The organism is Couchioplanes caeruleus, assembly GCF_023499255.1.
In the GTDB taxonomy this organism is placed as follows: domain Bacteria; phylum Actinomycetota; class Actinomycetes; order Mycobacteriales; family Micromonosporaceae; genus Actinoplanes; species Actinoplanes caeruleus_A.
The window spans coordinates 5706126-5730922 of the sequence record NZ_CP092183.1; the positions used below are offsets into that span (position 1 = coordinate 5706126).

General features: G+C 71.2%; 19 protein-coding genes. 10 read left to right on the plus strand and 9 right to left on the minus strand.

Going from position 1 to position 24797, the window contains the following annotated elements; translation table 11 throughout:
• Positions 1 to 296: 296 nt before the first annotated feature.
• From COUCH_RS26410 to COUCH_RS26435, 6 genes are all read right to left on the minus strand, one after another.
• Positions 297 to 2216: a response regulator gene (locus COUCH_RS26410; RefSeq protein ID WP_249607900.1), complete on the minus strand. Its 1920-nt coding sequence runs from the start codon at positions 2214 to 2216 to the stop codon at positions 297 to 299.
• Positions 2217 to 2223: 7 nt separating this feature from the next.
• On the minus strand, positions 2224 to 2661 hold the full coding sequence (locus COUCH_RS26415; RefSeq protein ID WP_249607901.1) for a response regulator: 438 nt from the start codon (positions 2659 to 2661) through the stop codon (positions 2224 to 2226).
• Positions 2658 to 3848, minus strand: a complete 1191-nt coding sequence (locus COUCH_RS26420) for a sensor histidine kinase (RefSeq protein WP_249607902.1) — start codon at positions 3846 to 3848, stop codon at positions 2658 to 2660. Before COUCH_RS26420 ends, COUCH_RS26415 begins: the two co-directional genes overlap by 4 nt.
• Positions 3849 to 3925: 77 nt before the next feature.
• Complete coding sequence (locus COUCH_RS26425; RefSeq protein ID WP_249607903.1) at positions 3926 to 5242, minus strand: hypothetical protein; 1317 nt, start codon at positions 5240 to 5242, stop codon at positions 3926 to 3928.
• 111 nt (positions 5243 to 5353) lie between these two features.
• Positions 5354 to 5581 (minus strand): hypothetical protein, encoded by a 228-nt coding sequence (locus tag COUCH_RS26430; protein WP_249607904.1) that lies wholly within the window; start codon positions 5579 to 5581, stop codon positions 5354 to 5356.
• A gap of 8 nt (positions 5582 to 5589) precedes the next feature.
• Complete coding sequence (locus tag COUCH_RS26435) at positions 5590 to 6846, minus strand: extracellular solute-binding protein (RefSeq protein ID WP_249607905.1); 1257 nt, start codon at positions 6844 to 6846, stop codon at positions 5590 to 5592.
• Positions 6847 to 7086: 240 nt separating this feature from the next.
• Here COUCH_RS26435 and COUCH_RS26440 point away from each other — a divergent pair, with 240 nt between their 5' ends.
• The 4 genes from COUCH_RS26440 to COUCH_RS26455 all read left to right on the plus strand — a co-directional run bounded on the left by COUCH_RS26440 (position 7087) and on the right by COUCH_RS26455 (position 10934).
• Entirely contained in the window at positions 7087 to 8211 is a 1125-nt protein-coding gene (locus COUCH_RS26440; RefSeq protein ID WP_249613812.1) for a GGDEF domain-containing protein, read from the plus strand.
• 538 nt (positions 8212 to 8749) lie between these two features.
• Positions 8750 to 9190, plus strand: a complete 441-nt coding sequence (locus COUCH_RS26445; RefSeq protein WP_249607906.1) for a DUF2243 domain-containing protein — start codon at positions 8750 to 8752, stop codon at positions 9188 to 9190.
• Positions 9191 to 9193: 3 nt separating this feature from the next.
• The gene (locus COUCH_RS26450) at positions 9194 to 10063 is read left to right on the plus strand and encodes a cytochrome c oxidase assembly protein (RefSeq protein WP_249607907.1); all 870 of its coding nucleotides are present in this window, start codon (positions 9194 to 9196) and stop codon (positions 10061 to 10063) included.
• 550 nt (positions 10064 to 10613) lie between these two features.
• Positions 10614 to 10934 carry a hypothetical protein gene (locus tag COUCH_RS26455; RefSeq protein ID WP_249607908.1) on the plus strand — a complete coding sequence of 107 codons (321 nt, stop codon included), beginning with the start codon at positions 10614 to 10616 and terminating at the stop codon, positions 10932 to 10934.
• 86 nt (positions 10935 to 11020) lie between these two features.
• Here COUCH_RS26455 and COUCH_RS26460 read toward each other — a convergent pair whose 3' ends face one another.
• On the minus strand, positions 11021 to 12463 hold the full coding sequence (locus COUCH_RS26460) for a hypothetical protein (protein WP_249607909.1): 1443 nt from the start codon (positions 12461 to 12463) through the stop codon (positions 11021 to 11023).
• Between the two features lie 392 nt (positions 12464 to 12855).
• Here COUCH_RS26460 and COUCH_RS26465 point away from each other — a divergent pair, with 392 nt between their 5' ends.
• Entirely contained in the window at positions 12856 to 14022 is a 1167-nt protein-coding gene (locus tag COUCH_RS26465) for an HD domain-containing phosphohydrolase (RefSeq protein WP_249607910.1), read from the plus strand.
• A gap of 12 nt (positions 14023 to 14034) precedes the next feature.
• Here the strand turns inward: COUCH_RS26465 and COUCH_RS26470 are convergent, their stop codons facing one another.
• Together COUCH_RS26470 and COUCH_RS26475 are read right to left on the minus strand one after the other, a co-directional pair.
• Positions 14035 to 15231, minus strand: a complete 1197-nt coding sequence (locus COUCH_RS26470; protein ID WP_249607911.1) for an HDOD domain-containing protein — start codon at positions 15229 to 15231, stop codon at positions 14035 to 14037.
• Positions 15228 to 17399, minus strand: coding sequence for a two-component system sensor histidine kinase NtrB (locus COUCH_RS26475; protein ID WP_249607912.1), 2172 nt, complete (start codon positions 17397 to 17399; stop codon positions 15228 to 15230). The genes COUCH_RS26470 and COUCH_RS26475 overlap by 4 nt, the downstream gene beginning before the upstream one ends.
• 181 nt (positions 17400 to 17580) lie before the next feature.
• On the opposite strand from COUCH_RS26475, the gene COUCH_RS26480 reads away from it, so the two are divergent.
• The 5 genes from COUCH_RS26480 to COUCH_RS26500 all read left to right on the plus strand — a co-directional run bounded on the left by COUCH_RS26480 (position 17581) and on the right by COUCH_RS26500 (position 24771).
• On the plus strand, positions 17581 to 19122 hold the full coding sequence (locus COUCH_RS26480; RefSeq protein WP_249607913.1) for a PAS domain-containing protein: 1542 nt from the start codon (positions 17581 to 17583) through the stop codon (positions 19120 to 19122).
• Positions 19119 to 20297 carry a response regulator gene (locus tag COUCH_RS26485; RefSeq protein ID WP_249607914.1) on the plus strand — a complete coding sequence of 393 codons (1179 nt, stop codon included), beginning with the start codon at positions 19119 to 19121 and terminating at the stop codon, positions 20295 to 20297. The genes COUCH_RS26480 and COUCH_RS26485 overlap by 4 nt, the downstream gene beginning before the upstream one ends.
• Before the next feature lie 40 nt (positions 20298 to 20337).
• Positions 20338 to 20721 (plus strand): response regulator transcription factor, encoded by a 384-nt coding sequence (locus tag COUCH_RS26490; protein ID WP_249607915.1) that lies wholly within the window; start codon positions 20338 to 20340, stop codon positions 20719 to 20721.
• A 139-nt stretch (positions 20722 to 20860) separates the two neighbouring features.
• Positions 20861 to 22531 carry a S8 family peptidase gene (locus tag COUCH_RS26495; RefSeq protein WP_249607916.1) on the plus strand — a complete coding sequence of 557 codons (1671 nt, stop codon included), beginning with the start codon at positions 20861 to 20863 and terminating at the stop codon, positions 22529 to 22531.
• Positions 22528 to 24771 (plus strand): ATP-binding protein, encoded by a 2244-nt coding sequence (locus COUCH_RS26500; RefSeq protein WP_249607917.1) that lies wholly within the window; start codon positions 22528 to 22530, stop codon positions 24769 to 24771. Before COUCH_RS26495 ends, COUCH_RS26500 begins: the two co-directional genes overlap by 4 nt.
• Positions 24772 to 24797 lie beyond the last annotated feature (26 nt).

A 24797-nucleotide genomic window follows, 5' to 3' on the forward strand; every position in this document is an offset into this window, starting at 1 on the left:
CCACCCTGCTGATCGGCGAACTCGGCGACCTGATCGTCGCCACAGGCGCTCTCCGGGAGATCGACGAGGCCACGTGCCCGGCTGACGTCGCCAGACACGAAAAGGGGCTCTCGCAAGCCTCTGGCCTACGAGAACCCCTTCCCTCTCGGGCTGACAGGATTCGAAGCTGCGACCCCTTGACCTCCATCACGATCCGCTGACCAGCACAGGGGGAAAGGTGGGCTCGGCCTTCACCGTCACGCTGCCCGAGACCCCCGGCCCCGGCCCGCTCACGTACCGGCCCTCGGCCGGGCCGCTCACGGTTCGGCGGGCGTCAGGATGCGGTGCAGCTCGGTGAGCAGGGCCTCCTTGGCGAAGGGCTTGCGGATCAGTGGAGCGTCGGCGGGCATCTCGTGTCCTCCGGGCGCGGGGCCGTTGGTGTAGCCAGACATGAACAGCACGGCCAGCCCTGGACGGCTTTGACGCAACTCGGTGGCGAGCTGGGTCCCGGACATGCCAGGCATGATCACATCGGTCAGCAGCGCGTCGACGGGCAGGTCGTCGTCGAGGCACATCTTCAGCGCCTCCTGGGGGTTGTCGGTCGCGCGTACGTCGTAGCCCGCCTTGCTCAGGATGCGGCAGACGATGTCACGCACGGCATCCTCGTCCTCCACCACCAGAACGGTTCCCCCGTTGCTGGACGGCAACTCGGGAACCGCGGGCGCCGAGGTGGCGTCGGCCGCGGTGCCGGGCAGGCACACGCACAACGTGGTCCCGTGCCCCGGCTCGGACTGCAGGCGGATGGTGCCGCCCGCTTCCGTGACGATGCCGTACGCGGTGGCGAGGCCCAGGCCGGTGCCCTGCCCGCGTCCCTTGGTGGTGAAGAACGGTTCGAACGCGCGCGCGGCCACCTCCGGGGGCATGCCCTGGCCCGTGTCGATCACTCCGAGACACACCGGCGCGGCGATGTCGGGACAGGCTTCGCACGTGCTGCTGGTGGTGATGGTCAGCCGGCCTCCGCCGGGCATGGCGGCGCGGGCGTTGACCACGGCGTTCATCAGGACCTGTTCCAGCTTGCTGCGGTCCATGGTGATCCGGGGCAGGCCGCGTTGCAGCAGCGTGGTGACGTCGACGTCCTCGCCCAGGGTGCGGCTGAAAAGTTTGTGCATCTCCACGACCACGGAGTTGAGGTCGAGCACCTCCGGCTGCGACGGTTCTAGCCGGCTGAAGACCAGGAGCTGGCGGGTCAGCGCGCTGCCCCGGGCGGCGGCCTGCTGGATGCCCTCGAGGTCGCTGCGCCGCTGGTCGTCGGCCGGGAAGTCCTCGGCCAGCATGCTCGCGTAACCGGAGATCACGGCGAGCAGGTTGTTGAAGTCGTGTGCGATGCCGCCGGCGAGCTGGCCGAGGGAGTCCAGCCGTTCAGCCTGGCGGAGCTGCCGTTCGAGCTGGGCACGTTCCTGCTCGGCGACGACCCGCTCGGTGACGTCGCGCAGGATGCCCTCCACGGCCGTGACCCGACCGGCGTCGTCGGTCAGCGCGACCGCTCGCTGCTCGGTCCAGACCGTGGAGCCCGCGGCCGGGTGCCACCGTACGGTCAGGGTGCCGGGGCGCGGTGACCGCCAGGACTCCTCCAGCGCCGGCCGGTCCTCGGGGTCGAGGAGGCGGAACACCAGCCCCGGGTCGGCGAAGAAGTCGTCGGGCGGCCGTCCCATCAACGCCTGCGCGGCGGGGCTGAGGTACTCCATGACCGGTTCGGGCAGGAGCCGGTAGCGGAAGATGATGTCCTGGGCGTGTTCCGCGATGAGCCGGAACCGTTCCTCGCTGTGGCGCAGCGCCGCCTCGGCCCGCCTGCGCTCACGCCGTTCGGTGGCCTCGCGCAGTTCCCGCTGGACCGCGGGCGCCAGGCGGGCGAGACGGTCCTTGAGCACGAAGTCCTGCGCGCCGGCGCGCATCAGCTTCACGGCCGCTTCCTCGCCGACCTCGCCGGAGACGAGGATGAACGGGATGTCGGCGTCGCAGGCGCGTACCTGCTCCAGCGCCTCTTCCGCGCGCAGCGCCGGCATGTTGTAGTCGGAGATCACGACATCGGGCACCCGGTCGGCGAGGGCCGCTCTGACGTCCGCGGACGTGTCGGCCCGCGTGTGGCTGATGGTCAGCCCGGCCCGGGTGAGGTGGCGGATGATGAGGACCGCGTCGTCGTCACTGTCGTCGATGATCAGCAGATGAACCGGGTCCATGTCGTCCTCACGCCCCTCGCCTGGGCGGAACCGGCTCGTTGACCAGCAGCCAGTACATGCCGAGCAGGTTGGCCGCGTTGAGGAACTCGCCGAACACCACGGGCTTGCGGACGTAGCTGTTGGCTCCCAGCCGATAGCTCTCGACGATGTCCCGCTCCTCGTTCGAGGTCGTCAGGACCACCACGGGCAGCGTGCTCGTACGCTCGTCGTCGCGGATGCGCCGGAGCACCTCCAGGCCGTTGACCTTCGGCAGGTTGACGTCGAGCAGCACCAGGGCCGGGCGCAGGGGCGGCGTACCGTCGTCGGGCAGCAACCGCTGCAGCGCTGCCTCACCGTCGGACGCCACCACGATCTCGTTCCTGATGTGGTTCTTCGCGAACGCGCGCAGGGTGAACATGACGTCGTCCGGGTTGTCCTCCACCAGCAGGATGGGGCCGTCGCTCATCGGATCTCCCAGTCGGTAGGGGCGGGGACGAGGCTGAACCGGAACGTCGCGCCCTCGCCGGGCCGGCTGTCGGCGGCGATCTGGCCGCCGTGGCGGACGATGATGCGTTGCACGATGGCGAGGCCGATGCCGGTGCCCTCGTAGTCGGCGGTGGAGTGCAGCCGCTGGAAGGGATCGAACAGCTTGTGCGCGTACCGCATGTCGAAACCCGCTCCGTTGTCGGCGACCGTGAAGACGGCGACGCCCTCCCGTGCCTCGACAGCCATGCGGATGGCGGCGTCCGTACGGTTGGCCGTGAACTTCCAGGCGTTGCCCAGCAGGTTCTGCAGCACCAGCCGGACCAGGTGCGGATCCGCCTGGGCGGTGAGGCCGTCGGCGATGCCGACGTCGACCGACCGGTCCGGATCGCGGGTTCTCAGCTCGGCGATCACCTCCCGGGCCAGCGCGCTGAGGTCGGTGGGCCGCCGGTTGAGCTCCGTACGGGTGGCCCGGGACAGGTCGAGCAGGTCGTCGATCATCTGCGCCATGCGGGCCGCGTTGGCCTGGATCCGTCCCAGATACTGCTGCCCCTGCTCGTCCAGAACCTCGGCGTAGTCCTCGAGCAGGACCTGGCTGAAGCCTTCCAGGGAGCGCAGCGGCGCCCGGAGGTCGTGCGAGACCGAGTACGCGAAGGCGTCCAACTCCCGGGTCGACGCCTCCAACTCGGCGGTGCGCTCGCGGACCCGCTGCTCGAGCTCCGCGTTGAGCCGGTGAACTTGCTCCTCGGCACGCTTGCGTTCGGTGATGTCGGTGGAGATCCCGCACACGGCGTAGGGCCGGCCGTCGCCGTCGACGAGGGGGAACTTGACGGTGATGTAGGTGCGCTCGCCGTCGTCCCCGGGGGTCTGCTCCTCCATCTGCACCGGCACACCCCGGGCGAACGCCCGCAGATCGTTGGCCCGGAACGCGTCAGCGATGTCGGCGGGGAACAGGTCGTGGTCGGTCAGCCCCATGATCTCCTCGCGACGGACGCCGAACAACCGTTCGTACTCGCGGTTGATCAGCAGATACCGGCCGTCGACGTCGCGCATGTAGATCACGGCCGACGTGTGGTCCAGCAGCGCCATCAGCTGCTCGTGCCCGACCCGCCGGAGCTCGGGCCGGCCGGTGGGACCGCCCGTGGTCTCGGCGCCGACGTCCGTGCCCATCACCGGCCCCCTGCTGCATCGCGACGGGCCGCGTCGCCGCCCCGCCTGCCTCCGGGTCACCGCGGGAGGCCCTGCCGTCAGGAGACCGGCAGCACCTCGACCGGCGCGGCTCTTCCCGTACGCGACCGTACACCGCCCGCTATGGTGCTGTTTGCCGTTTCCGCGCTTACCGCCCGCCGCAATGGCGCCAGCACGTGCTCGCGCCGGGCCCGGGTCAGCCGCTCCAGGAAGGTCTCCGTCATCCCGGTGGTGCCCGAACGGTTGGAGACCAGCGGCCGGTCTCCGATGCCTTCCGCGTCGCGCCGATGCTGCGGGTTGAACAGGAACCTCTTGCTCAACATCAGGTGTGCCCCGGCGGCCCGGGCGTGTGCGGCGAGCAGCGCGTACCAGTCGACGAGCACGGGGTGCCCGCTGAGCAGCCTGCGTACCTCCGCGGGGCCGGCATGCCGGAGGGCGTCCAGGTCCACGCCCAGCGACGCCGCCATCTGCTGCGGCAGGGTGGGTCGCGCCATCAGCGTCTCCAGCGCCTCACGCTCGCGGGTCAGCAACCCCGGGAACAGCCGGCGCACGTGCCGGTCGTAGTCGTCGATGGCGATACCGAGCAGGAAGTCCCGCTTGAGGGCCTCCGGATCCAGCGCACCGCTGGGCGGGATGTCCCCCGGCGTCCAATGCACGGCGAACTGGCGGAACACGTCGAGGAAGTGCTCCGGTGGCATGCTGCGATCCGGCGGGAGCGACGCGAAGTCGACGAACATCTGGCGCAGGGCCTGCAACAACCTGACGGCGGTGCGTACCCGGGACAGCGCCTCCTCGGAACAGAACTGTGTTCCCGACGCGGTCAGCGGTTCGAGCAGGTCGTTGACCGCCAGCTCGATCGCCTCGCCCTTCTTGACCAGGGTGAAGAAGCGTTCCTCGCCCCCGCTGCCGGTGTACGACCGGATCCGGCCGTCACCGAACTCCCCCGGTAGCACCGTGAGCAGCTCTCCGCCGAGGCGGACCTCGATCGTTCCGACATTCCACCGCACCAGCGAGGCGTAGCTGTCGCGGTGGTCGTGACCGGTGCCCGTACGGTCGGCCACGGCAGCGAAATAGGCCCGGAAGGGCGTTCCCTCCGCGCCGACCTCGAGGTCCTGGAACGCCACTTCCGGCGTCTCTTTGCCGCCCGGCGTGCGCTCCTGGTAATGACGTGCCACGGAAGCGCCGATGAAACCGAGGTTCACCAGCATCTGCCGGGCCTCGGCGGGCGTCCACCGGCCGGGCAGGGGCAACCGCGGCAGCACCACGGTCCGCACCGCCTCGCGCATCGCACCGGGGGGCAGCTCATCGCGCAGAATCGCCAAGTTCAACCGGGGCAGTTCCTCGAGCACCCAGGCACCCACCTGCTGCAGGACCATCAACGGCACCTCTCAGGCCACTACCCGCCAGTCGGCACAGTCGGTCCTGATCTGAGGGTTTTCTCGCGCCCGTTCCGGCACCCGCGGGACCAAGGCGCCGACCTGCCCGGCCTACAGATTGCCTTCGCCACGCCGTACGAACATGGCTTGTCCGCTGGGCCGTCCGGCAACGGCCGCCTTATCCGGAGGCGCCAGGACGTTGCGGTGATCCAGTACCCCGACCTGCGCCACGACGCCGCTTGGACTACCGTCGGCTACCTCCTCGACCTGGAACAGGTTGACCACGGATGACGACAGATCACGGCGCTTCGACGCCGTGGTGTCGAAGCTCGTGGACACGAAAACCGCTAGTTGATGCCGGTCTGCGCGGGGTCCTTGAGCGCCGTGTCGATGTCCGAGCTGGTCTTGGTAAGGATGGCCTCGACCTCGGTACGCGACAGCGCACCGTTCGCGTGCCACAGCTCGGCGAGGTCCTTGGCGATGACGCTCTCCACCACGATCCAAGCGGGAATCGACGGGTACATGCGGCCGGCCGGGATCATCTCGCGGAACGCCGCGTACGCAGGGTCGGTCTCCAGCCGGGTGCCCTTGATCGCACCTGTCCGGGACGGCCAGAGGCCCGATGTGACGCCGTAGCGGCGCTGGCTCTCTTCACTGGTCAGGTATTTGACCCACTCGAATGCGGCATCCGGGTTCTTGGCCGCTTTGAGGATCGCCAATCCGGACCCGCCGAGGAACCCGAATCGGCCGGTCGGGCCCGCGGGCATGGGAGCCGTGCCCCAGCCGGGTCTGAGACCCGGCCGGTCCGGGTCGGCCAGGTAGTCACCGACCGACTGAGAGTTGTCGATGGTTATGGCGCCCGTGCCGTTCGCGAACGCCGCCGGGACGTCACTGGAGGTCAGCTTCATCGCCTTCGGGTCGTCGTAGAGGCCCACCAGACGCTGGTAGTAGGCGACACCGTCCACAGCTGAAGGCTCGGCCAGCAGCGAGCGATCGCCGGCCGCGTTGAGCAGAGCGCCGCCGGCTCCCCAGATGAACGGAGCTACGTTGTGAATGATGCCGAAGTTGTTCTCGTTGCCGATCGCCAGCGGCCAGACCGTACCGCCCGAGTTCTTGATCTTCTTCAGCGTACGCTCGAACGCTGCCCAGTCGGTGAACGCAGTCGCCGGGTCGACACCGGCCTTGGCCAGTATGTCCTTGCGATAGAACAGCGCACGGACGTCGGTCAGCCAGGGCAGCGCGGTGATATCGGTCGAGCCGAGCTGGTGGCTGGCGCTCCAGCTGGGGGCGGCGAACGCGTCCTTGCCGCCCACCGCGGCGATCTCGGCGTCGGTGTACGGGCGGAGAGCGCCCAGCGCGGTGAAGCCCCCGACCCATGTCGTGCCCATCACCGTGACGTCTGGGCCCTCCCCGCTGGTGGTGGCCGTGCTCAGCCGGGTGAGCGCCTCGCTCCACTCGATGCGTACGGGATTGATGGTGATGTTCGGGTGCGCTTCGTGGAACTTCTCTGTTTCCTGCACCACCGCACGGTCCTGGATCGGACCGCCGTACGGCATGTACCAGAAGTCGAGGGTGACGGGCGGTCGATCGGCGCCGTAGCCCACGCTCGCGCGCGAAGGGGAGGGTTTCGAGCCACAGGCCGTCAGGAGCAGTACGGAAACCAATGTCAGCGCGGTGTGGCGAACGGCACTGTGCCTCGTCATGTCAGCCTTATCGGCAGGTTCGCACGGCGGTTGAGTGCCAAATCATGAGGCAATCTTGAAGTTCGCGTTTCCGTCGCCGATAGACCTGGCATGACGGGCAGAGGCGGGACAGCGACGTCGTGGCGATGGCCGCGCGTGCTGATGCTGACGGTGCTGCTGCTCGGTGGCGTGACCTATGCCAACATCGTGCTGCACGGCCGCAGCAGCGATCATGAGCTGGCCCACTCGCGGCTCGACGAGCTCGACATGTTGCTGCACGAAGAGAGTTCACTGCAGTGGAAGACCCTCGCAAAGGGCAACACTCCCGTTCGGGTGGCGCGTGAGCTGGGTGCGATCAGGTCACAGGAGAAGATGATCCAGGACGAGCTCGAGGTCAGCGACGCCCTGCGCACCCAGATCGCCGAGTATCACGCCGTGCTGGACACCGAGTTGGGACTGCTCGGTGTGGGCAGAACGGCCGAAGCTCTGCGACTGGAGCAGCAACGGACCGATCCGGCTTTCGTCGCCCTGGCCGACCAGCTCGACAGGCTGGGGGCGTCGCAGGCCGACGCCGCCGGCGTGGCGAGGAACGTCGCGGACCTGACGCTCGCTCTGGCCATGGCCGCCGCAGCCGGTCTGATCGGGCTGCTGCTGTACCGCTTCGAACGCGAGCACCGCATTTCTCAGCGAGTCACGGAGGAGATGCTGCAGCAGCAGCAGATCGCGTTGGACACTCTCACCGAGCACGAGGCGTTGGTCCGCCACCAGGCGATGCACGACCCGCTGACCGGTCTGCCCAACCGTCGGGCACTCCGCGAGCTGCTTGCGGTCGGCGGTCGACAGGCACTGTTGCTCGTCGACCTGGACAACTTCAAGCCGGTCAACGACCAGCTCGGTCATGCCGTCGGCGACGAATTGCTCATATCCGTGGCCCGGCGGCTGCACGGCAGCGTCCGCGTCGAAGACAGTGTGATTCGGCTGGGCGGCGACGAGTTCGCTGTGGTGATCCACGACGGCGACGCGGCCGCCGCCGTCCACGTGGCGGGCCGCATCGTCCAACAGATCGGCGAGGCGTTCGACATCAGCGGCAGCAGCGTACGTATCGGCGCCAGCGTCGGTATCGCGATCGGGTACGACATCGTGGACGGCGACAAACTCCTACACGAGGCCGACAGGGCGATGTACAAGGTCAAGCAGACCGGCAAGGGCGGCTACGCCATAGCCGACCCGATGGAGGCTCCGCGGGACGCTACGGTGACCGCTCAGCTCCTGCCGCAACGCCCATAAGACAAGCGACGTCAGGGCGCGCAGGTGCACGACGATCCCACCGATGAAGCGACGGGGCGCCAGCGTCCGGGTCCATCCTCATCGGCTTTGCCGGGATCGCCGGCGATACGAAACGGTCCACATCAAGGAGGCAGACCGTCGCGGTCGTGGTTACGCCCCCCCCGGGCCGCCTCGACCACCTCAGGCCGCGCCCGGATCACGACGAACCGCACGACACGGCGGCGTGCACCGCATCGAACAGCTTGCTCGAGCATCGCCACGGGGTGCACCACCGACAAGCGCGGACCCCGTAGGGCCGCCAGCAGCACCCGCTGCGGTGTGTCGATGCCGACTGCGCGGCGCACGTTCATCGGCAGCCGCACACTCCCCCGCCGCAGCATCGGCTGAAGGGCCTCGTGCTCGCTGCCCGGGTCAGCTCGCTCGCCGCTGCCGAAGGCCGACCCTGAGATCCGCATCCACGAGACCGCCTGATCCCGGTCGTTTACCCCTGATGGTGCCGGGCATGTCGGGGCATCCCGGCACCATGAGGAGAACATCGATGTCAGCTCCGTCCGGCCGCAATGTGCTCTCCGGTGTGCTGCTGGGCCTGGGCGTTGCCGCGTTCGTCGACGAGGTGGTCTTCCACCAGCTCCTGCACTGGCACCACTTCTACGACAAGTCGACGCCGGCGATCGGCCTGATCTCCGACGGCCTGTTCCACGCCTTCAGCTGGTTCGCCACCATCGCGGCCCTGTTCTTGTTCGCCGACCTGCGCCGGCGCGGCTCGTTCAACCGGCCACTGTGGTGGGGTGGCCTGCTGCTCGGCACCGGCGGCTTCCAGCTCTACGACGGCACCCTGCAACACAAGGCCATGCGCCTGCACCAGATCCGCTACGACGTCGACCTCGCCCCCTACGACTGGACGTGGAACATCATCGCCGTCCTGCTGATCGTCGCCGGCACGGTTCTGCTGGTACGAGCCCGCCGCCGACCCGCCTGATCTATGGAACCCACGCCCGCCACTTCCGGGGTCCTTTCCGTCCTGCTGCTGGCCGCCGCGCTCGGCTATCTGACAGGCGCGGTGGTCGTGCGCCGCCGGGGCGGCTGGTGGCCGGCCGAGCGGACCATCAGCTGGATCGCGGGACTCGTGGCCGCCATGGCCGCCCTTGTCGGCCCCCTCGCCGACGCCGCGCACCACGACTTCACCGCCCACATGGTCGGGCATCTGCTCCTCGGCATGACCGCGCCGCTGCTGCTGGTCCTGGCCGCACCCCTCACCCTCGCCCTACGAGCCCTGCCCGTGGCCCGGGCCCGCACGTTGTCACACCTCCTGGCAAGCCGGCCGGTACGGACACTCACGCACCCGGTGACGGCCGCGGTCCTCAACGGCGGCGGCTTGTGGCTGCTCTACACCACCGGTCTCTATGGTGCGATGAGCGACCATGCCTGGATTCACGTGGCCGTCCACCTCCATGTCCTGGCCGCGGGATACCTGTTCACGGCGTCGGTGATCGGTGTCGACCCGGCCCCGCACCGGCCCGGCCGACGGACCAGGGCCGCCGTCCTCATCGCCTTCCTGGCCGCGCACGCCACCCTCGCCAAATCTGTGTACGGTCACCCTCCGGCCGGGGTCCTACCCGCTGACGCCCGCACCGGCGCTGAACTCATGTACTACGGCGGCGACCTGATCGACCTCGTACTGATCTACCTGTTCTGCCGGCAATGGTTCCAGGCCGCCGACCCCGCGCGGCGCAACCGGCCTGCCGCACCCCGCATTCACGCCGTCCGGCCACCCCGCGTGCTGTGGCGCCTGCCTGCCGAGTTCCCACTCGAAGGCCACAACGCACGGGACGGGAACAGGGTCAGCAACTGATGAACGAGACCGACGCCGCTGCGCTCGACGACCCGGCCCGGGAATCCCTGTACGGCGCCCATTTGCGTACCTGGGATGCTCGGTCGGCAACGCCGTCACGTATCAGGACGGCATTGCAACCTTTGCGACCGTACCGGCCGACCCGGCCCCGAGCGACTGGGACGACTGGGCGAAGCTGCTCGGCCCGGGTCATCTGGCCGACCTGTTCAGCGCCCCGGTCACTCCCCCCGGACACCTGGGCGCCCGTCTTTGACATGGCGGGCCTCCAGATGGTCCTCGGCCACTCTCCGCGGAACCCCGCTTCGGCACCGGCCGCCGTCGTGAAGCTCGAGACAGCTGACGTCGAAGACATGCTGGCGCTCACCGACCAGGCGGCCCGGACCGTTCTGACGTCGCACTATCGAGATGAGAACTTTCTACGGCGTACGGGAGCAAGGCCAACTGCTCGCCATGGCCGGCGAGCGGCTCCGTCCACCGGGTTGGTCGGAGGTCAGCAGCATCTGCACGGCCTCGCACGCGCGCGGTCGCGGCCTCGGCGCACACTGTGATCATGGACCTCCGGGATGCGCTGTCCGCCCTTACGATGGGCGTCGCGATGCTCGTCCTGGCGGTCGCTGCGGTGCGGAGTTCGATCCAGGCAGGCCGTGGCGTCGCGGGACCACAATCGCAGCTCCTGGTCGCCTCACGGTCAAGCATGGCGGCGGCATGTGGACTCTTGGCGGCGAGCTTTTTACTCTCGGCATTCCGGCGCCTGAGTCCCGTACTTCTCATCCTTGCGGTGTTGATGTTCGTGCTGGGCTTTTCTCTCGAACGGATCAGGGCCCGCAGGATCAAGGCGAACAGCGCTGCGGCTGCCGACGAGAGACCCTGAACGGCATGGGTCGCGCTCCACTCGGCGGCGCACTGTCATGCCGCTGAGCGGTCGCCGAGCGCTCAACGCCTGCGGCTCTCGACTGCCTACCGCTGGGTGGCGGCCAAGGCTTCGAATTCCACTCGTTCGGTCTCAGTGAGCTCCACTCCCCACTCGGAGAGCTGGACCCGCAGGCCGGACATGGTGTCGCCGGTTCTTCCTGTGCTGAGGTCGGCGCGAAACGCCGTGACGAGCCAGCCCGGCAGCCGGTCGGCCAGGCGATCCACCAGCGCGATCATCCGGCGGCTCAGGGTGAGGCGTTCGGCGATCTGCGCCTCGGTGGCGGTCCTGAGCGGTTCAAGGCCGGGTAGCTCGGGACAGGCGCCGAGGTCAGTGCGCCGGCGGACCGTGGCGAGCATGTTCTCGACATCGGTACGGGCCAGCATGACATGGTCGGCAGCCGCGAGGATGTCGGTGACCGGGCGTTCGATTCGTACCCGAAGCTTGTTACCTGCTCGGCGGGCGCTGATCCGGGCCGGATGCTCGACGACGAAGTCGTACCAGACCTCGAGGACGTCGTCCGGGGCCACGGACCACCAGGTAAGCCACTGCGGCGCGCTCAACTCGTTCAAGAGCAGATGCAACGCCGTGTCGTACGTGTCAGGCACCGCGGCATCGCTCGACCCGCCCACCACGACGATCCGCGGCGTGGACTCCGGCGCGTTGGCGCCTTCACCCCGCACGTTGAGCCGGGGCAAGGTCACCACCTCGGTGATGCACAGCCCGTCCTCCGAGTCGATCCGCACCGTCGTGCTGCCCTGCCAGTGCAGCGTGGCGGCGGCTCGGCGGAAGACGGTCTCGGCGCCGGCAGTGACCATCTCGGCCGAGCAACTCACCAGCGTGCCGTCCGCGACCCGCCGGATCTCCACGACGCCACGACCCAGACCGTCATCGGTGATGGCGAAGACGGGCCGGGCGGTGTACTGACGCCCCGGTGCCGTCTTCGCCGGTCCTGCCCACCTGAAGCGCAGGTCTCGTGCCGCGACGTGGGCGCGGGCAGCCTCGAACGGTTGCGGGTCCCATCCTCGTGCTTCGGCCACCCGCAGCGCGGCGGCGTGCATCACGTCCAACACCAGGGCAGCGCGGGCCGTGGCCGGCAACGCCGCCACCCCGTCGGGCAGGTGCACGCCGGCCATCTCGAAGCCGTCGGTCGGCTCGGTGAAGACCGTAACTTCGACATCCGTACGGCCAGGCTCGTGCGCAAAGCAATGCAGTCGGAGCTGGGAATGGCGCGCTTGAACCCGGGCCGGACGGATGCCCTCGCTGTACAACTCGCCTATCCCTCGAGCGCTGCGCACGAACGCGTCCTCGTCCGGGTCCTCGATCCACGGCGCGTTCACAAAGCCGGTCTGCGGCCAGAACTCGACCGTACGCAACACCGCCATGTCGACAGTCACCCTCTCGACGAACCAACCACCGCGTGACGACCCAGGCCCATGCTGCCAGCCCTCTCCCGGCACGCGTTCGGCCCTGATGCCCGAGCCGAGCATCACTGTCAGTAACGGGCCACCGACCACGATGGTTCTGCCCCACGGCTGTGCAGATCAGGTGCCGGTCCGAGACACGGCACGGGTCGCCGGCGTACGGGAAGACCAGCAAGCTGAACAGCGCGTCGGCGCCGCCGAAAAGCGCCAGCATCACGACTACGGCCGCTGCCGGGCCAGGGCGCCTCAAGGCTGTTGCCTACCTCGTCGCACGCGGTGGCTCACGGGCGGCGCGGGCCGCTCAACCAGCGCGGCGGGGTGCGGCGACCGGGCTTCGATAATCGCGTGAATCGGGTGTATCGCCCCACCCAGGCGCTCGCCGACCGGGATAATTCGGTCGGGCCGGGATGATGGGGGCGACGATGACGGTTTCCGGGAAGCGTCCACGGGTGCTACTCGTGGACGACGAGGTGAACCTGCTTGACGCGATGCGTCGGCAGCTGCGCCGCGAGTTCGACGTGGAGACCGCCGTGGGCGCTGCGAAGGGTCTCTTCGCGCTACGCCAGCCGGAGCCGTTCGAGGTGATTGTCTCCGATTTCCTCATGCCCGGCATCAACGGGGCGGAGTTCCTGGCCACCGCCCGCAAGGTCGCCCCTGACACCACCCGGATGCTGCTGACCGGGCACACCGACCTCGAGGATGCGGCCGCCACGGTCAACCAGGGTCAGGTCTTCCGGATACTGCTCAAGCCCGTCGACACGGAGACCATGAGCGCCGCCCTGCGCGACTGCGTGGGCCAGCACCGGCTCGTGGTAGCCGAGCGGGAGCTGTTGGAGCAGACCCTCAACGGCAGCGTCAAGGCGTTGACCGATGTCCTCGCCCTGGCCAGCCCGGACGCGTTCGGCCGGGCCAACCGGATGTCCCGGCTGGCGGCCCGGATCTTGGACGCGCTCGAGGAGGAGATTCCAGATCGCTGGGCCGTGGAACTGGCGGTCATGATGTCCCAGATGGGCATCGTGTCGCTGCCGCCCGGCGTAGCCGAGAAGGTGGCCGTCGGCGACGAGCTGACCGCGGCCGAGCAGGCCATGGTGGACGCGCTGCCCACGGTCGCGGGGCAGCTGGTCTCGGCCATCCCGCGCCTGGCGCCGGTCGCCGAGGCGATCCGGTACTCGAGGAAGAACTTCGACGGCTCCGGGCAGCCCGAGGACGATGTGGCGGGCGCGGCGATCCCGCTGGGGGCCCGGCTGATCCGCATCGTCGAGGACTACGACCAGCTGCTCATTGAGGGTGCGACCCCGGCGATCGCCGCGGCCATGGTCGGCTCGCGGAGCGGGCCGTACGATCCCGCGCTCGCTGCCGTGCTCGGGACCGCCGCGGCGGCGACCGGTGGGGAGACCGTACGCGCGGTCGCTCTGCAGGATCTGCGGCCCGGCATGGTGCTGGCCGCCCCGGTGACGAGCAGGTCGCACGTACGGCTGGTCAGTGCCGGGCAGGAGGTGACGGTCGGCCTGCTCACCCGGCTGCGCAACTTCGCGGCGCTGGAGGACGGCGTCGCCGAGCCGGTAATCGTGACGGAGACCGCCGCGGCGCCGGCGGCCGACGCGGGCGGGCCGGATCGGTCGTGACGGTCGCCGCGGTCAGCGCGGGCGGGCCGGCAGCTCCCGCCGCCATCGGGTGACCGCCTCCCGGACGGGACCACTGAGCTGGTCGTCGGCCGGCGGAGCCGTCCCGGGCGTGCCGCAGACGAAGCCCAGCTCCGCCTCGACGAGGTGATGGGCGAGCGCCACCGCGGCGGCGGCGTCGGTGACGTCGCCGGATGCCACCGGCTCCTGGTGGGCGGCCGCCGCCTCGATCACCGGTTCCGGCAGGAACCACAGTCGCAGCAGTCGCGCGCCGATCTGGCGGTGGTCGATGCCGAACGTGGCGTACTCGACGCGGCAGAGCGGTGCCTCGGAGTCGTCCCGCCACCGGTCGAGCAGCCCGGCGAACTCGGTGGTCCGCGACGACGCCAGCACCAGCTGCCCCACCTCGTGCAGCAGCCCGGCGGTGAAGGCGTGGCCCTCCCACTCCCGCCCGGCCGCGAGCCGGCCCGCGAGCCGCGACGTCTGCACCGCGTGCGTCGTCAGCGCCTCGATCCAGGCCACGGGCAGCGCGCCGGCCGGGTCGAAGGTCTGCACCAGGTCGTGCATGAGCACCAGGCCGCGTACGGTCGGCACCCCCAGCAGCGCGGTGGCCTGCACCACGCCGTTGACCTTGTGCCCCATCGCGTACGCGGACGAGTTGACCAGGTGCAGCACCTTGGCGGCCACCGCGGGGTCGCCCTCGAGCACGTGCCCGACCGACTGTGCGGAGGCGTCCTCCGCCGCGAGGGCGCTGGTCAACTGCACCAACGTGTGCGGCGCGCTCGGCAGCGACTCGATCACGGCGATGTCGCCCTGGACGGCGTCGTCGGCCGCCGACGGGTTGTCCGGGATGAGCCGCTGCACGGCCCGGACGATCTGGTCGGGGGTGCTGGGTTTGTGCAGGAACTCGTGGGCCAGCACCATGATCCGCATCAGGTTGTCCTCGTTGGCCTGCCCGGACAGGATCACCCGGGCCATCGCCGGGAATTCCGTACGGACGCGTTCCAGCAGCTGCGCGCCGTCCATACCGGGCATGCGGTAGTCGGTGACGATCACGTCGCAGTGCCGGCTGTGCAACGTCTCCAGCGCCGCCTGGCCGCCCTCCACGAACGACATGTCCCACTGACCGCGGTGGGTCCGCAGCATGCGCCGCAGCCCGCTGAGGATGCGCGGCTCGTCGTCGACGAACACGATGTGCGGCCGCCGCGTCATGCGCTCACTTCCGCCATGTCGCTGCCCTGCGCCAGGTCGGCCGGGAGCCGTACGGTGAACACCGTGCCGACCCCCGGCTCGCTGGTGAAGTCCACCTCGCCGCCGTGCCGGTCCACCACAAGCGTGCGGACCAGGGGCAGACCCTGACCGGTGCCGGTGCCGACCTCCTTGGTCGTGAAGAACGGGTCGAAGAGCTTGTCGGCGATCTCCGGGGATACACCGGTGCCGGTGTCCGCCACCTCGATCACCACCTGCGAGTCCCCGCGCCGGGTGCGTACGGTGATCGTGCCCCGGCCGCGGTCGGCGGCGCTGATGGCGTGCGCGGCGTTGACCACGAGGTTCAGCACCACCTGGTTGATGTCGCCGAGATGGCAGTGCACCAGCGGCAGCTCCGCGAAGTCGGTCACCACGTCGGCCACGTACTTGATCTCGTTGTTCGCCACGATCAGCGTGTTGGCGATCGCCTCGCCCAGGTCGGCCTGGGTCTTCTCCTCGCTGCCCGGGTGGCCGAAGGCCTTCATGGCCCGCACGATCCCCGCGACCCGGCTGATCCCCTCCAGGCTCTGCTGCAGCGCCATGGGCACCTCTTCGAGGAGGAAGTCGATGTCGATCTCCTCGGCGATTTGCTCGACCGTGGCCACCAGCGCGGCGTGGCCGGCGCCGTCGGCGGCAGGGGAGGCCAGCTCCCGGTACGCCTCGTGCAGCCGGTTCAGGTCGGCGAACGCGGTCTCCAGGAACCGGGCGTTGTCGCCGACGAACTGGATCGGCGTGTTGATCTCGTGCGCGATGCCGGCCGCCAGCCGCCCCACCGACTCGAGCTTCTGCGCGTGCCGCAGGTCCAGCTCCAGCCGCTGCCGCTCGGAGACGTCCCGCGCGTTGAACACGATGCTGCGGGAACCGTCGTGCTCGTTGACGTAGTCGAGGACCGCCTCGACGCTCGTCCACGGCGCCTCGTCGTCGGTACGTATCCGGCAGGGCCGGGCCGCCGGCGGGCTGGAGCCGGCCGCGGCAGCGACGATCCCCTCCAGGTCCTCCGGGTGCAGCAGCGACCAGAGGTCCCGGCCGGTCAGCGACGACGCGGGCACGCCGAGCAGCTTCTCCGTACCGGGGTTCGCGAACCGGATGATCCCCGCCTCGCTGGCCAGCACCAGCGCGTCCGGTGAGTGGTCCACCACGGCGCTGAGCCGGGAGCGGTTGAGCAGCTGGTCGAGGGTCAGCGCCGCCTCGTCCGCGAGCGTGGTCACCGACGAGGAGAGGTCGTCCTGGGGACGCCGGTTCAGGGCCAGTACCAGCAGGCCGAAACAGGAACCGTAGACAGCCAGCGGAGCGAGCACGACGACCGGGTACGGCCGCAGCCGGAACACCGCGCTGGCCTCCTCCGCGGCGCCGTCGGTCAGGTGCACGAAGCCACCCGGCGCGAGCGCCGCCCGGGCCGGCTCGGGCAGCGCCGCGCGTTCCGCGACCCAGCCGGCGGCCTCCGCGCCCACCTCGCCCGCCGCCGCGACGACGTGCAGGGCGGGGCCGGCGATGGTGACCACGAGCGCGGCACTCACCTCCGCGTCCATGCTCAGCGCGGCGCCCAGGGTGACGTCCATGGCCTCCTGGCGGGTGGTCGAGGCGACCAGGCCGGCGCCGGCCGACGCGGCGGCACGCTCGCGGGCGGCGGCCCGGTCGCGCGCGGCGGCGGCCCGGGCGAGGACGTGGTTGACCACCAGCGCGATGAACGCGGTGATGAGCAGCGACACGATGGAGCCGCCCGAGGCGTCGAACACGCCGAGGCCCGCGGCCATGATGGCGGTCAGTGTGGCGACGGCGATCGCCTTCTCCCGCAGGCCGCCGTAGAGGGCCCGGAAGTTGACCCACATGAAGCACACGCCCACGGTGATGCCGTACCCGGAGGCGCCCGCGATGAGGACGATGCACGCGCCCTCGGGCAGCCAGCTCCAGGCCGGGAACCGCTGCCGCCGGTACCCGAGCCACAGCCAGCCCGTGAGCAGCAGCGTCGCCGCCACCGCGGCCGTCCCGAGGGGTACGGCCGCGGCCTGCACCCCCCACAGGCCGAAGCACGGCCAGATGAGCACGAACAGCAGGAACAGCGTACGGACCTGGCCGAGCATGGTGTCCGTACCGCGGAACCACCGCCGTACCGCTACCGGAATTCCGTCCATCTTCTGACTCCCCGCCGGGTGGGGCCTGCGCTACTCCCTCCCTATCGGCGTTTGCAGCCCACCGTGCAGATTTCCGGCAAATGCTCCGGCCCATGCGGTCGCAGGTTGCCTCAGGTGTGCCGTCGAGGTGCCGATGGGGAGCACGGGAGCATGCCGCGCCGGACGCGCGAAGGGGTGAGGCGTGACAGATGACCGGACGGCCGAGGTCTCGGCCCTTCTGGAGGCGGCGGAAGCGGCGGCGCCGGCCGGGATCGCCTTCCTCGACGGGGACCTGCGGTTCGTCCGGGTCAACGCGGCGTTCGAGGCGGTTGCCGGCGAGCCCGCGGCCGCGCTGATCGGACGGACGGCGCAGGCGGCGCTGCCCGCCGCCCCGGACCGGCTCCTGGGCGTGCTGCGGGAGGTTCTCGCCACCGCCGCCCCGGTCGTGGACCTCCGGATCGACGCGGCACCGGCCGCCGGGCGGCGGCGGAGGTGGCGGATCGACTGCCGGTCCACCCCGGACGGCGTCTGTCTCCTGCTGTCGGACGTCACCGAGGAGGAGGCCGCCGCGGCGCTGCGCAACGCCTTCATGCGGAACATGCCCGAGGGCCTCTACACCGTCGACGCCGCGGGCCGGCTGACGTCGCTCAACAATGCCGCCTCGGAGATGCTCGGGTGGGCCGAGAATGAGCTGCTGGGCCGCAGCATGCACGACGCCGTGCACCGGCCGGCCCCGGACGGCGGCCCGGCGGGCGCCGACCGGTGCGCCCTGCGCCGGCCCGCGGCGATGACCGAGGAGGTCTTCGTCCGCAGGGACGGGACCCCGTTCCAGGTCGTGTGCTCCGTCGCCCCGCTCCACGAGGGCTCCGGCGGACACGGGGCGGTGGTGACCTTCCGCGACGTCACCGCGGCGCGGCGGGCCGACCTCGAGGCGCACCACGACCAGAAGCTGGAGTCCCTGGGGCGGCTGTCGGCGGGCCTGGCCCACGAGATCAACACGCCGATCCAGTTCGTCGGTGACAACACCCGGTTCCTGGCGGACGCGTACGAGGACATGTGGCAGCTGCTGATGGTCTACCGCGGGTGCCTGGCGCCGGAGCTCGGCGAGATGGCGTGGGACGAGCGCACCGCCCGGGCCCGCGAGGCCGAGGAGAAGGCGGACGTCGAGTACCTCGTCGCCGAGATCCCGGCGGCGGTACGGCAGACCCTCGACGGTGTCGATCGGGTGGCGTCGCTGGTGCGGGCGATGAAGTCGTTCAGCTACAAGGACACCGCCGAGCAGTCGTACGCCGACCTCAACGAGGCCATCCGCACCACCCTCACGGTGGCCCGCAACGAGGTCAAGTACGTCGCCGACGTGGACCTGAACCTCGGCGAGCTGCCCGAGGTGCTGTGCCACCGCGGCGACCTCAACCAGGTGTTCCTGAACCTGCTCGTCAACGCCGCCGACGCGATGGAGGACCGCGAGCGGCGGGGCCGGATCGTGATCAGCACCCGGGCGGCCGGGCCGGAGGTGGTCATCAGTTTCACCGACGACGGCAGCGGGATCCCCGAGCACATCCGCCAGTCCATCTTCGATCCGTTCTTCACCACCAAGGGCGTGGGAAAGGGCTCCGGGCAGGGCCTCGCGCTGGCACGGGCGGTCGTCGACCGGCACGGCGGGTCCATCGACGTGGAGTCCGCACCGGGCCGGGGCACCACCTTCACGCTGCGGCTGCCGGTGAACGGGCGTCCGGACGCATGAGCCGGCCCCGGGTCCTCTTCGTCGACGACGAGCCGCGCATCCTCGACGGGCTGCGCCGCTCGCTGCGCGCGCGCCGGCACGAGTGGGACATGGAGTTCGCCTCCTCCGGCGCGCAGGCGCTGGAGATGCTGGCAGTCACGGCGTACGACGTGATCGTCTCCGACATGCGGATGCCCGGCATGGACGGTGCCGAGCTGCTCATGGCGGTGGGGCGGGCACATCCCGGGGTGGCCCGGGTGGTGCTGTCCGGCCACATCGAGCCCGAGGCGATCGTCAAGGTGGCCATGGCGGGTCACCGCTTCCTCACCAAGCCGTCGGACGCCGACAGCCTCACCGCCGTCGTCGACCAGCTCCTGCTGCGCACCTGCAGCCCCGATCCGGCCCACGCACGCCGCCTCGCCGGCGCCGTGCGGTCGATCCCGGAACTGCCCGGCCACGCCGGTGGTGTCGCCGCGCTGCGGGCACCCGAGGCGACCCTCGAGACCGCGGTGCACGCCACCGTCGGGGACATCGGGCTCGCCACGAAGCTGCTCCAACTGTCGACCTCGCGGTTCTTCGGCGGGCGCCCGCGCAACTACTCGATCGAGTCGATCGTGCGGGCGATGGGCGTACCTATGGTCCAGGCCGTCGCCGAGGCCGGGCACCGGTCCTGGTCCCCCACCGGCTGGTACCCGGGCAGCGAACCGCTGCTGGAGGCGGTGTGGCGGCACGCCCGGGCGACCGCCCGGCTGGTGGAGCAGGTGGCCTCCCCCGCGAACCGCCCGCACGCCGAGGCAGCGGCGCTCCTGCAGGACGTCGGGCATCTGATCTGCCTCGCCGCGGCGGACGGGGCCGTGGACCTCCCGGCCGGTACCCGCGACGGCGTGCCGTTCCGCGACGTGGCGGTCGAGTTGCTGCACCTGTGGGGCGTACCGCCGCCCATCGTCGTCGCCGTCGCCCAGCGCGACACCCCGCACCGGCCGGACCCCGCCGGGCTGGGCGTCGCCGGTGCCGTACGGGCCGCGCACCTGCTCGTGGCCCGGGCGGAGTCGGGCGCTCTGCCCGGCCCGGACCGGGAGGAGCTCGCGATCCTGCTGGCTCATCCGCAGTTGCAGGCCCAGCCGGTCGACTGGCACCGGGCGGCCGAGGAGGCGGCGGGGCAGGCCGAACCCACGGCCTGCGGCGCCGCGTCATGACCGCGTCCGCCGCCGGCGGACGCCGAGAGGATGGCACCGAATGGCCCGCATCCTGGTGGTCGACGACGACCCGGGCATCCGCAGCCTGCTGACCGACGTGCTGGAGCTCGAGGACTACGAGGTCAGCGTGGCCGTGGACGGCCTGGCCGCGGTGCAGGCGGTGCAGACCGTGTCCCCGGACTTCGTCGTCCTGGACGTGATGATGCCCGGGCTGGACGGCTTCGCCGTGCTCGCGGCGATCCGCGCCCTGCCCGGCGAACCGGTCCCGGTGCTGATGCTGACCGCGGCGGCCGAACCGGGCACCGGCGCCCGGGCGTGGGCCGGCGGGGTCGACTACTACCTCGCCAAGCCGTTCTCCGCGGACGCCGTCCTGGACCTGATCGACGGCGTGCTCAGCCAGCAGGTCCCGGTGAGCGAGCGGTGAACCCGCCGGACCCACCTCAATTTCAGCTCAAGTCCTGCGCGGGCGCGCCGATGCTCCTTCACACGCCGGCCCCCGCCCTGTTCGCGGGTGCGGGTGAGCAAGGCGAAGACGTCCCGCCGTTAAGCGAGGTGTGCAGGTCATGAGGAACAACCGTCGCCGCCGGATCGGGCTGGCCGCGGCCGCTGCGGTCACGGTGGCCGCCGTGCCCGCTCCGGCGGTCGCGCAACCGGTCGTGCTCTCCTGGCACGAGGTCGTGGTCACCGGTTCCGGCGCGGATGCCGCGGCGAGTGCCGTCGAGACGGCCGGCGGCCGGGTCGTGGCGTATCTGCCGGTGACCCGCGGCGTCGCGGCCCTGCTGCCGCGGGGCGCCGCGCTCGGACCGGGATGGACCGTGGCGCCGCAACGGGAGCTCACCGTCGCTGGCGCCACCTCTGACGGCGAGGGCAGCGCCACGACCGTACGCCGGATGCTCGGCATGCCGGCCGCCGGGAACGAGGGCAAGGGCGTGACCGTCGCCGTCGTGGACACCGGCATCGCCGACGTCGCCGACCTCACCGGGCGCGTGGCGGCCCGGGTGGACCTGACCGGTACGGGCGCCGGCGACGGGTACGGCCACGGCACCTTCATGGCCGGGCTGATCGCGGGCTCGGGAGCGGCCTCCGGCGGCGCGTACCGCGGGGTCGCCCCGGGCGCGGCCCTGGTAGACGTGAAGGTGGCCGACGCGGACGGGCGTACCGACCTGGTCACCGTGCTGCGGGGCCTGCAGTGGGTCAGCGACCACCGCAAGGACGTCGAGGTCCTCAACCTCTCGCTGTCCTCCGCGAGTCCGCTGCCGTACCAGGTCGACCCGCTGAACCAGGCCCTCGAGTCGCTGTGGCGCCAGGGCGTCACGGTGGTGGTGCCCTCGGGCAACGAGGGCCCGGACGCCGGCTCGATCACCGCACCGGGCAACGACCCCGTCCTGCTCACCACGGGCGGGCTGGACGCGGCGGGCACCGCCGGGCGCGGCGACGACGTGGTGGGCGTATGGTCCGGGCGCGGTCCCACCTCGCAGGGCGACGCCAAGCCGGACCTGGTCGCCGCCGGCGGTCACGTGGTCAGCCTGCGCTCGCCCGGCAGCGTGGTCGACCGGGGCAACCCGCAGGCCCGCGTCGACGACACGTACTTCCGTGGGTCCGGAACCTCGATGGCCGCCGCGGTCACCTCCGGCGCCATCGCCGCGACGCTGGCGGTGCAGCCCAAGCTCGGCCCCGACGCGATCAAGAACCTGCTGGTCGGCACCGCCTACCGCAGCACAGGCCTGACCGCCGCGGCGGGCGCGGGCGCCGGTGGCCTCGACGTCGGCGCCGTGCTCGCCGCCGCGCCGGCGTGGCGTACCAGCAGCGCGCAGAGCCGCTACGAGCATGACACCGAGACGGTACGCCGAGACGCGAAGCGCTGGTCCGCCTTCACCCAGGCCGTGGTGGCCGGCGACGGTCCGGCCGCGGAGCGCGCCTGGGCGCGGCTGAGCCCCGCGTCGCAGGACTGGGCAGCGCGGGCATGGGCGCAGCTCGACCCGGCCGCCCGGGCATGGGCGGCACGGGCGTGGGCCGCGCGGGCCTGGGCCGGCGCGGACGACGGCTGGGCGGCACGCGCCTGGGCGGCCCGGGCGTGGGCGGCGCGGGCGTGGGCGTCCACGGACTGGGCGGCGCGGGCCTGGGCCGGTGAGGACTGGACCGCCCGCGCGTGGGCCGGCGAGGACTGGGCCGCGCGGGCCTGGGCCGCCGACCGGTGGAGCGCCTCGTCCTGGGCCTGGTTGCCACAGTCGTGACCATCCCGTCGCACGAGGCCGGCCGCCCGCTCCTGCAGCGGGCGGCCGGCGCCGTGCGCGGGTACGCCGGGGATCCGATCCTGCGCCGAGTGGCCGCGGTGGTGACGCTGGGCGCCGCCATGGGCGCCGTCGTGCTCGTCGCGCTGCCCGGCCGGGTGAGCGTGCTGGCCGGGGTGGGTGTACCGGCGGCGTGGCTGGTGCCGGGCCTCGTCGTGCTGACCTGCCTGGCCGAGATCACGGTGGTGCGGCTGCGCCACGGCGAGGCGGTCGAGGAGCTGAGCCTCTACGAGGCCGCGCTGATCATCGACGTGCTGCTACTGCCGCCCCGGGACGCGCTGCTGGCCGCCGTCGCCGGGCTGGTGCTGGCGAGCGTGGTGCAGCGGCGCCCGGCGGTGAAGGCGCTGTTCAACCTCGGTACGTACACCGCCGCCGTGTCGGTGCTGATCCTGCTGGCCCAGCTCATCGGCGGCGCGGGCGGCGCCCTGACGGCCCGGGTGCTGGCCGGCGTCCTGATCGGCACGCTCGCCTTCACGATGGTCAACCTGTGCTGCCTGGCCCAGATCCTGGCCGTCATCAACGGCGTGCCCGCGTGGTCGATCGTCCGGGACGAGGCCCGGCTGTCGGTGTCCATGGCGCTCGGCACGGTGGCGACCGGCCTCACCACGACCGCCGTCGCCCTGCACGCGCCGGTGCTGCTGCCGTTCATGGCCATGCCCGCGATCGCCGTCACGTACGCGTACCGAGCCGCGGCCCGCGAGGCCGACGAGCGGTCGCGCTCCTCGGCACTGTTGCAACTGTCCGAGGCGCTCGCCGGGCGTGAGGACGTCATCCGCCGGTTCCTCGTGCTGGTCCGCGAGGCGTTCGACGCGGACGTCGGGGTGATCGTGCTGTCCGGCGCCGACGTGGCGCTGTCGGTCGAGGCGGATGAGCCCTCGGCGGTGCGCACCGGACCGCCCCCGGCGTACCTCGCGAGTCTGGTCGAGACGGACGCTCCCGTGCAGCTCACCGAGAACCTGCCGGCCGGCCTGCGGCACGCGGTCGTCATCCCGGTGGAGGGCGGCGGCGGCCGGTTCGGCGCCGTGGCGTTCGCCAGCCGCAGCCGCCGGCGGATGTCCACCGGCGACGTCACGCTGCTGGTCTCGCTGGGCAGCGCGCTGGCGGTGGCCATCCGCGGCGCCGAGCACCTCGAACGGCTCACCGAGGAGCGCAGCAAGCTGCAGGCCGTCGTGGAACAGTCGGCCGAGGGCATCATGGTCGTCGACGGCGCCGGGCTGGTCCAGGTCTGGAACCAAGCGCTGGGCGAGATCGCCGGCGTCCCCGCCGCGGAGGCGACCGGCCGACCGCTGAGCGCCCTGCTGGAGGTGCCGGCCGAGGCGGAGCGCGCGGAGCTGCTGCCGGTGGGCGAGGAGACGCCCCGGGTCGCCACCGAGCTGACGGTGCGCCGCCCGGACGGCGAGGAGCGGCGCCTGCGGCTCGCCCACTCGGCCATCTTCGCGGGCGGCGAGCTGGTCCGCGACGTCGTCGTGATCAGCGACCTGACCCGCGAGTACCGCACCGAGCGGCTGAAGTCGGACTTCATCGCCATGGTGTCGCACGAGCTGCGGACTCCGCTCACGCCGATCCTGGGGTACGTCGACCTGCTGCGTACCCGTGGCGAACGGGTGACACCGCAGAAGCGCGCCGATGCGCTGGCCCTGATCGGTGACCGGGCAGCGCACCTGTCCCGGCTGGTCGAGGACCTGCTGCTGGCGTCCCGGGTCGGCGACCGCCCCGACAAGGCCGGGCTGCAGGTCAGCGTGGCGACGCACGACCTGGCCGCGATCGTGCGGCAGGCCGTCGGGGACCTGGGCTCCGACCGGGTCGTCCTCGTCGAGGCGGGCGGGGACTGGCCGGCTCGCTGCGACAGCGGCCGGACGGTCCAGGTGCTCACGAACCTCATCGGCAACGGGCTCAAATACTCAGCCGAGGACCGTACGGTCGAGGTCTCCCTGCGCCGCACCGAAGACATGCTGCACGTCGACGTCCGCGATCACGGGCGCGGCATTCCCTCAGATTCGCTGGAGAAGGTCTTCGAGAAGTTCCACCGCGTCGAGGACCCCATGACCATGAGCACCAGCGGCACCGGGCTGGGTCTGTTCATCGCCCGCAGCCTCGCCCGCACCATGGGCGGCGACGTCACGCTGGAGTCCCGAATCGACGCGGGGTCCGTTTTCACGCTGTCCTTGCTGCCAGCAGCCTGAGGCCAACTTCCCGGAATGCCTGCGCG